General features: G+C 61.9%; 13 protein-coding genes. 4 read left to right on the forward strand and 9 right to left on the reverse strand.

The features are described 5' to 3' along the window. Positions 1-2 precede the first annotated feature (2 nt). From potD to ACP3TA_RS16000, 5 genes are all read right to left on the reverse strand, one after another. Positions 3-1046: a spermidine/putrescine ABC transporter substrate-binding protein PotD gene (gene potD, locus ACP3TA_RS15980; protein WP_033642768.1), complete on the reverse strand. Its 1044-nt coding sequence runs from the start codon at positions 1044-1046 to the stop codon at positions 3-5. 226 nt (positions 1047-1272) lie between these two features. Further along, positions 1273-2055: a spermidine/putrescine ABC transporter permease PotC gene (gene potC / locus ACP3TA_RS15985; protein WP_033642769.1), complete on the reverse strand. Its 783-nt coding sequence runs from the start codon at positions 2053-2055 to the stop codon at positions 1273-1275. Continuing rightward, positions 2052-2912 (reverse strand): spermidine/putrescine ABC transporter permease PotB, encoded by an 861-nt coding sequence (potB, locus tag ACP3TA_RS15990; protein WP_049272004.1) that lies wholly within the window; start codon positions 2910-2912, stop codon positions 2052-2054. Before potB ends, potC begins: the two co-directional genes overlap by 4 nt. Beyond that, the gene (gene potA / locus ACP3TA_RS15995; RefSeq protein WP_060419354.1) at positions 2896-4011 is read right to left on the reverse strand and encodes a spermidine/putrescine ABC transporter ATP-binding protein PotA; all 1116 of its coding nucleotides are present in this window, start codon (positions 4009-4011) and stop codon (positions 2896-2898) included. Before potA ends, potB begins: the two co-directional genes overlap by 17 nt. Positions 4012-4036: 25 nt before the next feature. Continuing rightward, on the reverse strand, positions 4037-4309 hold the full coding sequence (locus ACP3TA_RS16000) for a hypothetical protein (RefSeq protein ID WP_126179550.1): 273 nt from the start codon (positions 4307-4309) through the stop codon (positions 4037-4039). Between the two features lie 57 nt (positions 4310-4366). Here ACP3TA_RS16000 and pepT point away from each other — a divergent pair, with 57 nt between their 5' ends. Then, a complete protein-coding gene (pepT, locus tag ACP3TA_RS16005) occupies positions 4367-5596 on the forward strand; it encodes a peptidase T (protein WP_342121277.1) in 1230 nt (409 codons plus the stop codon). Positions 5597-5686: 90 nt separating this feature from the next. Further along, the gene (locus tag ACP3TA_RS16010) at positions 5687-6775 is read left to right on the forward strand and encodes a malate/lactate/ureidoglycolate dehydrogenase (RefSeq protein WP_426784372.1); all 1089 of its coding nucleotides are present in this window, start codon (positions 5687-5689) and stop codon (positions 6773-6775) included. A gap of 41 nt (positions 6776-6816) precedes the next feature. On the opposite strand, the gene ACP3TA_RS16015 is transcribed toward ACP3TA_RS16010, so the two are convergent. The 3 genes from ACP3TA_RS16015 to phoP all read right to left on the reverse strand — a co-directional run bounded on the left by ACP3TA_RS16015 (position 6817) and on the right by phoP (position 10157). Then, on the reverse strand, positions 6817-7938 hold the full coding sequence (locus tag ACP3TA_RS16015) for a JmjC domain-containing protein (RefSeq protein ID WP_426784373.1): 1122 nt from the start codon (positions 7936-7938) through the stop codon (positions 6817-6819). A gap of 84 nt (positions 7939-8022) precedes the next feature. After that, on the reverse strand, positions 8023-9480 hold the full coding sequence (phoQ, locus tag ACP3TA_RS16020) for a two-component system sensor histidine kinase PhoQ (protein WP_060440708.1): 1458 nt from the start codon (positions 9478-9480) through the stop codon (positions 8023-8025). 5 nt (positions 9481-9485) lie between these two features. After that, complete coding sequence (phoP, locus tag ACP3TA_RS16025) at positions 9486-10157, reverse strand: two-component system response regulator PhoP (protein WP_004941169.1); 672 nt, start codon at positions 10155-10157, stop codon at positions 9486-9488. Positions 10158-10534: 377 nt separating this feature from the next. On the opposite strand from phoP, the gene ACP3TA_RS16030 reads away from it, so the two are divergent. Continuing rightward, entirely contained in the window at positions 10535-11554 is a 1020-nt protein-coding gene (locus ACP3TA_RS16030; RefSeq protein WP_308342717.1) for an ADP-ribosylglycohydrolase family protein, read from the forward strand. Between the two features lie 21 nt (positions 11555-11575). On the opposite strand, the gene ACP3TA_RS16035 is transcribed toward ACP3TA_RS16030, so the two are convergent. Continuing rightward, positions 11576-12340: a GntR family transcriptional regulator gene (locus tag ACP3TA_RS16035; protein WP_426784374.1), complete on the reverse strand. Its 765-nt coding sequence runs from the start codon at positions 12338-12340 to the stop codon at positions 11576-11578. A 139-nt stretch (positions 12341-12479) separates the two neighbouring features. Between ACP3TA_RS16035 and ACP3TA_RS16040 the strand changes: the two genes are divergently transcribed. Beyond that, positions 12480-13994 carry a PLP-dependent aminotransferase family protein gene (locus tag ACP3TA_RS16040; protein WP_069100058.1) on the forward strand — a complete coding sequence of 505 codons (1515 nt, stop codon included), beginning with the start codon at positions 12480-12482 and terminating at the stop codon, positions 13992-13994. Positions 13995-14057 lie beyond the last annotated feature (63 nt).

The raw sequence follows: 14057 nt of genomic DNA on the forward strand, positions 1-14057 counted from the left end.
TGTTAGCGCCCGGCTTTCAGCTTTTGGAAGTAGCTTTCGTACAGCGTGCTGGCGTCGCCGACGTCGTTTTGCCACTCGCCGTGCTCAATCACCGTCTTATCCGGGTAGAGAGACGGATCGTTGGCGATCTCCGGCGACAGCAGCTTCTTCGCCGCCAGGTTCGGCGTCGGGTAACCGATGGTTTCCGCCACCTGCACCGCGATTTCCGGCCGCAGCAGGAAGTCGATCAGCTTCAGCGCCCCCTCGACGTTGCGCGCGTTGGCCGGAATGGCCAGGCTGTCCATCCAGAAGATCCCACCTTCCTTCGGCCAGACGATCTCCAGCGGCGTGCCGGCCTGGCGCGCCACGAAGGCCGAACCGTTCCACACCATGCCGACGTTGACTTCCCCTTCCATAAACGGGTTGCCCGGGTTGTCGGAGTTGAAGGCCAGCACGTTCGGCATCAATTTTTGCAGTTCGCGGTAGGCGGCTTCGATCTCTTTCGGATCGGTGGTGTTGCCCGAATAGCCCAGCTTGAGCAGCGCCATCTGGAACACTTCGCGCGCATCGTCGGTCAGCAGCAGACGGCCTTTGTACTGCGGCTGCCACAGATCGGCCCAGGAGGTGACGGTGGACGGATCCTGCGCGTCGCTGTTAACGCCGATGGCGGTGGCGCCCCAGATGTAAGGGATGGAGTAGTCGTTGTTGGGATCGAACGGCTTGTTCAGCAGGGTAGGATCGAGATCCTTGAAGTGGCTGAGCTTGCTCTTGTCGATTTTTTGCAGCATGCCTTCCTTGCTCATCTTGGCGATGAAGTAAGTGGAAGGCACCACCAGATCGTACGCGCCGTCCTTGTAGGTCTTCAGCTTGGCGTACATGCTTTCGTTGGATTCATAGGTGGAATAAATCACCTTGATGCCGGTTTCTTTGGTGAACTGCTCCAGCAGCCCCGGCGGGACGTATTCAGTCCAGTTATAGAAATACAGCGTTTTGCCGTCAGAGGCGTTTGCAGAGCAGAAACTCAGCGCCATCATCCCGGCTGCGAGCAGATGTGACCACTTTTTCATGCAGTGTATCCTTCAGCAGTAGTGAGCCGAACCCGTATGAGCCGCCGTTTTCGGCCGCGCCATACCCCAGAAAGGGGCCATTATAGGGGCCGGGGCGGGGTGGGTAAAGGCGGTTATCCCAGCGGCAAATCAGCGGGTTAACCGAGTCAGAGCCATCACCAAAGGCCGCTTTCATATCATTGTGGTCAATGAAAGAGACGGGCGCCGCAGCGCCCGGCGGGAAGGATTACTCGGCCTTGGGCGAGCGATCGCGCATCACCCACTGGCTGGCGATCACCAGCGTCAGCGACAGCAGCAGCAAAATGGTGGCCAGCGCGTTAACCTCCGGCGAGACGCCGACTTTCACCATCGAATAGATCTTCAGCGGCAAAATCTCGTAGCTCGGCCCGGTGACGAAGGAGGAGACGACCACGTCGTCCATCGACAGGGTGAAGCTCAGCAGCCAACCGGCCGCCACCGCCGGCATCGCCAGCGGCAGGATGATTTTGCGCAGGATGGTGAACTCGCTTGCGCCGAGATCGCGCGCGGCTTCCAGCATCTTCACGTCGAAGCCTTTCAGGCGCGCGTAGACGGTCACGACCACGAACGGCAGGCAGAAGGTGATGTGCGAGAACAGCAGCGACCAGAAGCCGAGCGAAATGCCCAGCAACATGAACAGCACCAGCAGCGAGATGGCCATCACGATGTCCGGCGACATCATCACCACAAACAGCATGCCGCCGACGAACGGTTTGCCGCGGAAGCGGTAGCGGTACAGCGCCACTGCGGTCAGCGAGCCGATCAGCGTGGCGAAGGTGGCGGAGAGCACCGCCATGGTCAGCGAGTGGCCCGCCGCCTGCAACAGGCTGTCGTTGTTGAGCAGCGTGCTGTACCACTTGGTGGTGAACCCTTGCCAGTTGATGCCGAAGCGCGAGGCGTTGAAGGAGTTGACGATCAGGATGACGATCGGGATATACAGATAGGCGTATACCAGCGTCATAAAGCCGCCGCGCAGCAGACGTCCGATCATGCCAGATCCTCCTTCTTGTTCAGCAGGCGGGCGGCCCGATAATAGACCAGCAGCAACAGCCCCATCACCAGCGTCAGGCAGATGCTGGTGGCCGCGCCGAACGGCCAGTCGCGGATATTGAGGAACTGGCTTTTAATCACGTTGCCGATCAGCAGGTTTTTGGCTCCGCCCATCAGATCGGCGACGAAGAACAGCCCCATCGCCGGCAGCACCACCAGCAGGCAGCCGGCGATAATGCCCGGCATGGTCAGCGGCACGATGATGCGGATAAAGGTTTGGAGCTTGCTGGCGCCGAGATCGCGCGCCGCCTCCAGGCAGGATTTATCGAGCTTTTCGATGCTGGAGTAGAGCGGCATCACCATAAACGGCAGCAGGATATATACCAGGCCGAGGATCACCGCTTCCGAGGTGTACATGATGCGCAGCGGCTTGTCGATAACGCCGATCCACAGCAGCGCGTCGTTGAGATAGCCGCGGGTGCTGAGAAACAGCTTCAGGCCGTAGATGCGGATCAGCGAGTTGGTCCAGAAGGGCACGATCAGCAGAAACAGCAGCAGCGGCCGCACCTTCTGCGGCAAGCGCGCCAGAATAAAGGCGAACGGATAGCCGATCACCAGGCAGCACAGGGTGGCGATCAGCGCCATGTTCAGCGAGTGCAGCAGCACCTGGGCATACAGCGGATCGAACAAGCGCCGGTAGTTATCCAGCGTGAACACCATCTGCACCAGGTTGGCGTCGTCGCGGGTCAGGAAGCTGGTGGCGATGATCATCAGGTTCGGCATGAACACGAACAGCAGCAGCCAGGCGACGACGCCGACGATCACCACATTCTGGAAGACTTTACGCGATTTCTTCATCGGCCAGCACCACCTCCCAGCTTTCAACCCAGGTCACCGCCATCTTCTGGTTGAGCGAGTGGTCGACGTCCGGATCGTCTTCATTGAAGAACTCGCTGACCATCACCGTTTTACCGCTCTCCAGCTCAACCACCGACTCCAGCGTCATGCCTTTGTAGTTGCGTTCGCGCACGTAGCCGATCAGCCCGTCGTGCTGCGCGCTGTCGTTCACTTCTTCTACCCGCAGATCCTCCGGGCGCAGCAGCACCTTCAGCTTTTGGCCCGGCTCTACCGGCAGATCGGCATAGATGTCGCACTCGCGGCCTTCGACGTTGGCGCGCACCCGCTGCGCATCGAGGCGCTGCAAGACCACCGCGTCGAAGATGTTGATCTCGCCGATAAAGCTGGCGACGAACAGGTTCTTCGGCTCTTCGTAGATCTCACGCGGCGTGCCGTCTTGCTCGATGCGGCCTTCACGCATCACCACGATGCGATCCGACATGGTCAGCGCTTCTTCCTGATCGTGGGTGACGAACACGAAGGTGATGCCCAGCTTGCGCTGCAGCGCCTTCAGCTCGTTCTGCATCTGTTTGCGCAGCTTGTAGTCCAGCGCCGACAGCGATTCGTCCAGCAGCAGCACCTTCGGCTTGTTGACCACTGCGCGGGCGATGGCCACGCGCTGCTGTTGGCCGCCGGAGAGCTGGCCCGGCCGCCGCTTGGCGAACGCATCCAGCTGCACCATGCGCAGCGCCTCTTCGACGCGCGGCGTCAGTTCTGCCGCCGGCACCTTTTGCATGCGCAGGCCAAAGGCGACGTTGTCGAACACCGACATGTGCGGAAACAGGGCATAGCTCTGAAACACGGTGTTGACGTGGCGATGTTCGGCCGGAATGGCGGTGATGTCCTGGCCGTCGAGCACGATGCGGCCCCGATCGGCGTCTTCAAGACCGGCGATCAGGCGCAGCACCGTGGTTTTGCCACAGCCGGAGGGGCCGAGAATGGTGAGGAATTCGCCGTGGTTAATCGCCAGTTCGAGATCGGCAATGATGGTTTTGCCATCGAACGCTTTGCTCAGGGCATGCAGTTCAACAAGGGGAGTCAGAGAGGATGTCTCAGTCATTTATCGTATTACTCTATCCCGTGGGCTAATGCAGATAGAACCGCAACTGGAAAAGACTGCCGGAGCTTGCGGAATGCCCGCTGATCAAATGAAGCTCAAACCAGTTGCGCCAATGGAAATTTTTCGAGCGCGCATGATAGACGCTGAATGCCGGAATTGAAAGCCGATCCGGCCCAGATGCCGCGTTTTTCATCATGATAGCGACAAATGACCCTGTGATGACAGTGTTATTTCCCTCAGAAATCATCACAAAGATTAATGATATTGGCGAATTCTGGTTAAAAATGACCTGACGCAATATTTGATCCTGATCGGTTCCGCATAATGAAACGCGATATTCTGAGGGGCCGCTACCATGGACAAATTACTTGACCGCTTTTTCAACTACGTCTCTTTCGACACCCAGTCCAAAGCGAACGTAAAGCATGTGCCGAGCACCGACGGGCAGTTGAAGCTGGCGCGTGCGTTGCAGCAGGAAATGATCGCGCTCGGCTTCGAGCGGGTGTCGCTCAGCGAACACGGCTGCGTGATGGGCACCTGGCCGGGCAACGTCGCCTGGCCGGTGCCGGCGGTCGGTTTTATCGCCCATCTGGATACCTCGCCGGATTTCAGCGGCAAACACGTCAATCCGCAGATCGTCGAGAACTATCGCGGCGGCGACATCGCGCTCGGCATCGGCGATGAAGTGCTGTCGCCGGTGATGTTCCCGATCCTGCACCAGATGCTGGGGCAGACCTTGATCACCACCGACGGCAAAACGCTGCTGGGCGCCGACGACAAGGCCGGCATCGCCGAGATCCTCACCGCCATGGTGCGCCTGCGTGCGCGCAAAATCCCGCACGGCGACATCCGCGTGGCCTTCACCCCGGACGAGGAGGTGGGCAAGGGGGCGCAGCTGTTCGACGTGGCGGCCTTCAATGCCGAATGGGCTTATACCGTGGACGGCGGCGGCGTCGGCGAGCTGGAGTGCGAGAACTTCAACGCCGCCTCGGTGACGATCAAAATCCTCGGCAACAGCGTGCATCCCGGCAGCGCCAAGGGCGTGATGGTCAACGCGCTGTCGCTGGCTACCTGCATTCATCAGGCGCTGCCGGCGGACGAAGCGCCGGAGACCACCGAAGGCTACCAGGGCTTTTATCATCTCAGCAGCATCAAGGGCAGCGTAGAGCGCGCCGAAATGCACTATATCCTGCGCGACTTCGAGCGCGAGGGGTTTGAAGCGCGCAAGCGCAAGATGGTGGACATCGCCCGCGAGGTCGGCAAAGGCCTGCCGCGCGATTGTTATATCGAAGTGAGCATCGAAGACAGCTATTACAACATGCGCGAACAGGTGGCGGAGCACCCGCATGTGATCGCGCTGGCGCAGCAGGCGATGCGCGACTGCGACATCGAACCGGTGATGAAGCCGATCCGCGGCGGCACCGACGGCGCGCAGCTGTCGTTCCGCGGCCTGCCGTGCCCGAACCTGTTCACCGGCGGCTACAACTACCACGGCAAGCACGAATTCGTGACCCTGGAAGGCATGGAGCAAGCGGTGGCGGTGATCATGCGCATCGCGGCGCTGGCCGCCGAGCGGGCGCGGTAAACGGGACGCTTGCGATCGGCATAATCGCTTGCCGTAACAAGGCGTTGCTCATAGTGTGGAAGCCTATTCCCCACGCATAAGGACCGCATGATGAGCACCGAATACCGTATCGCCAGCCCGCATTTGGCGCAGTTCGTTCAGGAGATTTGGCGCCAGGCCGGCAGCACGGCGCGTGAAGCCGAGCTGGTGGCCGAACATCTGGTGCAGGCCAATCTGGCCGGGCACGACTCGCACGGCGTCGGCATGATCCCCAGCTACATGGCGTCGTTGGCGCAGGGGCAATTGCAGCTCAATCAGCATGCCGAGGTGGTGCGCGACGCCGGCGCGGTGCTGACGCTCGACGGTGCGCGTGGTTTCGGTCAGGTGGTGGCCAGCGAAGCAATGGCGCTGGGCATTGAACGCGCCGGCAAGCTGGGCCTGGCGGCGGTGGCGCTGCACAACGCGCACCATATCGGCCGTATCGGCCATTGGGCGGAGCAGTGCGCTCGCGCCGGTTTCATTTCGATTCACTTCGTCAACGTGGTGGGCGATCCGATGGTGGCGCCGTTCGGCGGCAGCGATCGTCGCTTCGGCACCAACCCGTTCTGCGCCATTTTCCCGCGGCCGGGCCGCACGCCGCTGCTGTTGGATTTTGCCACCAGCGGTATCGCCTTCGGCAAGACCCGGGTGGCCTATAACAAAGGGCTGTCGGTGGCGCCGGGCTATCTGATCGACGAACACGGGCAGCCGACCACCGAACCGAAAGTGATGCACGAAGCGCCGTTCGGTTCGCTGCTGCCGTTCGGCTTGCACAAAGGCTATGCGCTGGCGGCGATGTGCGAAATCCTCGGCGGCGCGCTCTCCGGCGGCCGCACCACCCACGACGCCACGCTGAAAGCCGACAGCGACGCCATCTTCAACTGCATGACGACCCTGATCCTCGATCCTCAGGCCTTCGACGCCCCGCAAATGCAGGCCGAGGCCGAAGCCTTTATAGGCTGGGTGAAAGCTTCGCCGCCGAGCGGCGAACAGCCGATCGCCGTCCCGGGAGAGTGGGAAGAGGCCAACCGCGCGGCGCGGCTGGAGCAGGGCATCCCGATCGATGCCAATACCTGGCGGCAGATTTGTGCGGCGGCGGAGCAGGCGGGCATGGCGGCGGGTGAACTGGCGGATTATCGCGCGCAGGCGCGGCAGGCATAAAAAAAGCCACCCGGCAGGGTGGCTTGTTCGTGTGACGGCAATCAGTCGTTAAAGTACCAATACCCGCTGTTGACCAGCGCGGTCAGCAGCGCCAGGAACGACAGGTCGTCCACCGCGTCGCCGAGCAGGGCGGCATCGACGCTAAAGTTTTGGCACAGGGCGTCTGCGGCCTGCAGCTGGTCGGTGTCGATCAGCTCGCCGTTGACGAAGCAGCGATCGCCGACGCGCAGCACGCGCAACCCACCCAGGCGCTGCAGCGCTTCACCCTGTTGCAGCAGCTCGTAGATTTCCCCGGCCTGATACGGTGGCTCCGGCGGCGCCAGATCCAGCTCGTGGCGCGACTGGGAGATGAACTCGCCGAACCAGTGCTGGAAGTGTTCCGGCTGTTGCACCAGATCCAGCATCATCTGCCGTAAGGCGTCCACTTCCTGCGGCAGGATCTCCGCCGGGTGTTCGCGCAGTTTAACGTCCGGATCGCCGTAGCGCTTGCTGCCCAGCTCGCGCGCCAGCACGTAGTCGGCGAAGCCGCTCACCAGCTCGCGGCCGTTCGGTGCGCGGAAGCCCACCGAGTAGTTGAGCGCGTTTTCCAGCGCGTAGCCTTCGTGCGGGAAGCCCGGCGGAATATAGAGAATGTCGCCCGGTTCCATCTCTTCGTCGATGATGGCGTCGAACGGTTCCACCTGCAGCAGATCCGGATGCGGGCAGTGCTGTTTCAGCGGCGTTTTTTCCCCGACGCGCCAGCGGCGGCGGCCGGTGCCCTGAATGATGAACACGTCGTACTGATCGAGGTGCGGGCCGACGCCGCCGCCCGGTACCGAGAAGGAGATCATCAGGTCATCCATCCGCCAGTCCGGCAACTGGCGGAACGGGCGCATCAGCGCTGCGGAAGGCTCATGCCAGTGGTCCACCGCCTGCACCAGCAGCGACCAGTTGTTTTCGCTCAGGTGGTCGAAGCTCTCGAAGGGGCCGTGCGCAACCTGCCAACGGCCGTCCTGGTGGCTGACCAGGCGGCTGTCCACTTCGTTTTCCATCGCCAGCCCGGCCAGCTCATCCGGGGAGATCGGATCGATAAAGTTTTTGAAGCCGCGCTTCAGAATCACCGGACGCTTTTGCCAATAACGTTGCAAAAAATCGTTCCAGTCCAGGTCTAATTGATAATCCATGTTCTATTCCAGGAGAGAGGAGTGAGCCTGAGTGCGATTATAACGGAAGTTTGGCCCCGTGGATCGGGGCCGCAAAGGCATAATTTACTCGTTGTGGTGGGTGTCGTGCTGGCGGGCGAAAGTCACCTGCATGCGCGCGCCGCCGAGCGGGCTGTCGCTGATGACGATTTCGCCGTCGTACTGCTCGATGATCTCCGCCGCCACCGACAAACCCAGGCCCTGGCCGGGGCGCAGGGTATCCACCCGCTGGCCGCGCTGGAAGATCAGCTGGCGCTTGCTTTCCGGGATCCCCGGGCCGTCGTCGTCGATGACGATGGTGAGGTTTTTCTCGGAGTGCAGCGAGGTGATCTCAACGAACTCCAGGCAGTATTTGCAGGCGTTTTCCAACACGTTGCCCATCACTTCCATAAAGTCGTTCTTCTCGCCCATAAAGGTCACCTCCGGCGAGATGTCCAGTGTGATCACCACCCCTTTGCGCTGATAAACCTTGTTCAGCGCCACCACCAGGCTGTCGAGCAGCGCCGGCACCGAGTGGATCTCGCGCGTCAACACCGTCTGGCCGGAGTTGATGCTGGCCCGGTGCAGGTAGTAACCGATCTGCTGCGAGATGCGGCCGATCTGATCCAGCATGATCGGCTCGGCTTCTTCGATGGTAGTCTGCTTGCCGCTGCGCAGCGAACGCAGGGTACTTTGCAGCACCGCCAGCGGCGTTTTCAGGCTGTGGGTCAGATCCGACAGGGTGGTGCGATACTTGGTGTAACGCTGGCGCTCGTTGCGCACCAGAATGTTCAGGTTGCGCACCAGCCCGCGCAGCTCGCTGGGCGGATTTTCGTCGAGCTGATCGCGCTCGCCGTTCTCCAGCTCGCCCACCTGAGTGACCAGCGCCTTGATCGGCCGCAGGCTCCAGTAGGCCGCCAGCCACAGCAGCGGCACCACCAGCAGCAGGTTGGCCAACAGCACGTAGCTGAACCACTCCCACACCACGTCGGATCGCTGCAGCTCCTGCGGAATGCTGTCGACTACCACGATGGTCAGCGCCGGCAGCCGAGGCGTGGCGGCATAGGTGTTGACCGCCACCGAGTGGGTCAGCGCGTTCTGATCGGTATCGTCGTAATCTTTCAGCTGGTTTTGCGCTTTGGGGTTGTCCCCCAGCACTTCGCTACTGACGCGGGTGTCGGTGTCGATTTCGTAGAAGCCGGACTCCTCCAGCCACTCCTTGTTGATCAGTTTCTCCAGCTCCGGCACTTTGCGCTGGCTCCACAGCAGGTTGCCTTTATCGTCGTAGATAAACACCAGCGTCGGGAAGTTGAGATCGATATCGGGGGGAATGGCGATGGTGAGCTTGTTGTCTTTCCACTGCGCCAGGCTGAAGAACAGGTTGCTCTCGCCGCGCAGCAGGCGGAAGGCGGTCTTGTCGAAGCTGACGATGTAGCCGACGACCGCCACCAAACCGTAAGAGAGCGACAGCGCCAGGATCACCCCGGCGGTCGCCATCAGGAAGCGGGCGCGCAGCGAAAACGGTTTTTTATTCTTGTTGAACATCATGTTCACTTCGCGTCAAAACGATAGCCCTGGCCACGTACCGTGGTGATCACTTCATGCGGGTATTCCGCCTGCACCTTTTTACGCAAGCGGCCCATCAGCACGTCGATGGTGTGGCTTTCGCGCAGTTCGGCGTCCGGGTAGAGTTGCAGCATCAATGAATCCTTGCTCACCACCTTGCCGGCGTTGCGGATCAGGGTCTCGATGATGGTGTATTCAAAAGCGGTCAGCTTGATTTGCTGATCGTTAACGCTCAGTTCGCGGCGCGACAGATCGATCTGGAACGGCGGCAGCACGATCACCTGCGAAGCCAGGCCGCTGTTGCGGCGCATCAGCGCCTGCATGCGGGCGATCACTTCTTCCAGGTGGAACGGCTTGGTGACATAGTCGTCGGCGCCGGCTTCCAGCACCGCCACTTTGTCCTGCCAGCTTTCACGGGCGGTCAGCACCAGGATCGGCAGCTTGGTCTGGTGTGCGCGCCAGCGGCGGATCAGGCTCAGGCCGTCTTCGCCCGGCAGGCCGAGATCGACGATGGCGATATCCGGCGCGTGTTCCTGCAGGAAGTAATCGGCTTCCTTGGCGTCTTCGGCCGCGTCGACCTGATGGCCCATCTCGCGCATCTGAACGGAAAGGTGGTGGCGCAGCAAACCATTATCTTCAACAACCAGTACTCGCATGGCGAACTCCTGTGACTGTGCGGGTGAACGTCCTGTCACCCACGCGATAAAAGGGAACACGCTCTGCGGCGTGTCAGGGGATAACGCGGCCACCTGAACCATTTTGGCAAAAAATGCTGAGGTTATGGTAGGTATAACCCGCTCGGCCCGCAAGAGAGCCGAAGCAATGTATTAAAATAAGCGTTATCAATTTGTTCGCCGACATTATCGGCAAGCTCTGATAAACGTCGGATAAACAGCGGCGGGGAAACGTTAAACGCACCTTAAACGCGGTGGGCATTGCCGGTAGGCGGAAGGGTGAACCGGACCGCTTGAAAAGCTTTAAAGGTACTAATAAGGTATTATGGATGTATCGGCACACTTTTCAGGAGCGACGGATGAAGCAGTTAACCCAGGCAGAACGCATAGCGGGCGCACTTTACGGACAGATGCTGGGCGACGCGCTCGGCATGCCTTCCGAGCTGTGGCCGCGCGAGCGGGTTAAGCGCCACTTCGGCTGGATAGACGGCTTTCTCGATGGGCCGAAGGAGAACACCGCCGCCTGCTACTTCAAGGCCGGGCAATATACCGACGATACCGCGATGGCATTGGCGCTGGCCGATGCGCTGCTGGAAGCGGAAGGCGAGGTGGTGCCGGAACTGATAGCCCGCAACGTGATCCGCTGGGTGGACGGTTTTGACGCCTTCAACAAGAACATTCTCGGCCCCAGTTCCAAACTGGCGCTGAGCGAGCAGAAAGCGGGCACGCCGATCGCCGAGTTGGAAAACAACGGCATCACCAACGGTGCGGCGATGCGCATTTCGCCTTTGGGCTGCGTGCTGCCTTCCGCGCCGCTGGAGGATTTTTGCCAGCAGGTGTGGCTGGCTTCCAGCCCGACGCACAAATCCGACATCGCCGTCGCCGGTGCCGTGGCGATCGCCTGGGCCGTCGCGCGGGCGGTGGAGGGGGCGGACTGGACCTCGATTCGCTTGGCGTTGCCGGAGGTGGCGGAGTATGCCCAGCGCCGGCAGGAGACGACGTTCAGCCCTTCGTTGGCGGCGCGCATCGAACTGGCGTTTCAGGTGGTGAATGAAGCCGCTGACACCGAGCAGGCCTCCGAACGGGTGTATCAGCTGATCGGCGCCGGGGTGAGCACCATCGAGTCGGTGCCCGCGGCGCTGGCGATGGTGCAGCTGGCGCAAACCGATCCTACCCGGTGCGCCGTGCTGTGCGCCAATCTGGGCGGCGACACCGACACCATCGGCGCGATGGCCACCGCGATTTGCGGCGCGCTGCACGGCGCAGAAGCGATCGAACCCGGATTGCTGGCGGAGTTAAAACGGGTGAATCCGCTGGATATCGAGGCTTACGTTCAGGCGTTCGCGCGTTTTCGCCGCCGCCGACAGGGCGAGGCGTAAGCGAGCGCGTGGCGCAACGGATCAGCTTTCGCTGGTAAATTCGTACATGTCGCTGCGGCAGAAGCTTTCGCTGTATTCGATCGGCTTTTTATGGTGGTCGAACAGCGTCTGGCGCACAATCAGCAGCGGCATCGGCTCCGAGAGCCGCAGCGCCTGACGGATATCGTCGTCGGCCATCGCCGCGCTGACCTGGCTGCGCAGCGATCCCATCTCGACCTTATTGCGCCGGAAGTAGTCGTACAGCGAAATGCCGATCTCGTCGACGTTGGCAATTGCCGTCACCACCACGTAGGACACCGCCACCGACATTGGCCGCCGATCGATCAAGTGAATGCGTTTGAGTTTGTAGATCGGCGTACCGGCCGCCAGCTGGAGCTTTTCAGCCAGTTCAGCGCCGGCGGGCATCCGTTCGCGGCTGATCCATTGCGTGTCCGGCCGGCGCCCTTGCTGTATCACCTCGCGCGAGAATCCTTTGACGTCCGCCAATGAATAGAACAGCTTCGGCTCGGGCCGTTGCGGTTGGATAAAGGTGCCGTAACCGCGCGAACGGCCGATGATGCCGTCCTGTTCGAGGCAGGCCAGCGCTTTGCGCACCGTGATGCGCGAGATGCCGAGCCGTTCGGTAAACAGACGCTCGCTGGGCAGGAAATCCCCCGCGTTCAGCAATCCTTGCTCTATGGCCTGGCGCACCGAGGCGTTAAAGCGCAGATACAGCGGCATCGCGCCCGCGCTGGCCAGATCCTGCAGCAGTTTTTCCAGCAGACGCTGGTTGGTCTCCTTGCTCATAGCCGACGGAAATCCTGTAGCCTCAATGCAATGGCTTATTTAAGGGGATTTCGCCGGGCAGCGCAACTGCCGCCGCCGAGGGGATGAAATAAGGTAGAGTAGTGTGCAATCGCCCCGAGTTTGGAGAAACAGACAGCCCATGAGTGACCACCCATCCTGCGCGGACGACGCGGCAATCCTGGCGGCCTTCACCCAGCAGCGTCAGCAGGGGCTGACCCGACGTTCGGCGCTGCATCAGGCCCTGTTGCGGCTCATCACCGCCGGGGAACTGCCGTGGCGGGCGAAGCTGCCGCCAAGCCGCGCATTGGCGCCCCGGCTGGGGGTGGCGCGCGATACGGTGGAGCAGACCTACGCGCGGCTGGAGGCGGAGGGATACATCAGCCGGGCGGTGGGGCGAGGCAGCTATGTTCGCTATCGCTGCGATACGTTGCTCGGCCGTGAACTGCTGGCGACGCAGGCGGGCCAGGAGGCGCGGCTGGCGGAACGCGAGCTAAGCGATCGCGGCCGGGCGTTGCTGGCGGTCAGCCATACGCCGCACACCAGCCGTCAGGCGTCGCTGACGCCCTCGCTGGCTGATCTGCGGGCGTTTCCCATCGATTCGTGGCTGCAGTGGGAAAAGCAGGCGCTGCGGCGGCACGGCGAGCGGCTGTTGGGGTATGCCGATCCGCAGGGCTTGCCGGAGCTGCGTGCGGAGATCGCGCACTATTTGCAGCGGGAGCGGGGCGTCAAGGCGACGGCGGAGCAGGTGATCGTGGTCACCAGCTCTCAGCAGGCGCTGGCGCTGTGCACGCAGGTGCTGTTCGATCCCGGCGATGCGGTATTCGTCGAAGAGCCGGGTTACCAGGGGGCGAAAAAACTGGTGCAGTCGGCGGGGCTGCAGGCGCGGCCGATCGGCATTGATGAGCAGGGGCTGGACGTCGGGCAACTGATGCAGGCTTCGGGGGGCGGGCGGGGCGTTTACATCACGCCTTCCCATCATTACCCGCTGGGATACTCGCTGAGCCTCGAGCGGCGCCTGGCGCTGTTGCAGTGGGCCCAGCGCCGGCGGGCCTGGATCATCGAAGACGATTACGACGCCGAGTTCAACTACGATCGACAAACCAAGGCGGCGCTGCAGGGGCTGGACAGCGGCGGGCGCACGCTGTACATCGGCACCTTCAGCAAGACGCTGTTTCCGGGGCTGCGCATCGGTTTCATGATCGCGCCGCCGCAGCTGGTGCGGCCATTGGTCGCCGCCAGGCAGTTTCAGGACGGCTACACGTCGGCATTGGCGCAGATGACGCTGTTCCACTGCCTGCACGAGGGCGGCTACGCCGAGCATCTGCGCAATATGCGCACGCTGTACAAGGCGAGGCTGGACGTCCTGTACGACGCGGTACATCGCCATCTCGCGCCCTGGACGCGCCCGGCCTTGCCGCAGGGTGGCCTGCAGCTGGTTTGCCCGCTGGCGGATGCGGCGACGGAGCGGCGGCTGGTGACGGCGGCGGCCGAGCGGGGAATACGATTGTACGGCCTGGCGGATTTCTACACCGGCGCGCCGCAGCGCGGGGCGCTGGTGCTCGGTTTCTCGGCCTATGCGCCGGACGAGATCGTGCGCTTTATCGCCACGCTGGCGCAGGTGTTCAACGCGCTGCCGCGGGAAAACGGCGGTTAAAATTGGTCTGCTCGGCGTTTTGAATTGGTCCGTATTACACCGTCGCTGCGCGGTGTATCCTGC

The sequence above is a fragment of the Serratia sp. 2C06 genome, from assembly GCF_050037615.1.
GTDB lineage: Bacteria > Pseudomonadota > Gammaproteobacteria > Enterobacterales > Enterobacteriaceae > Serratia > Serratia ureilytica.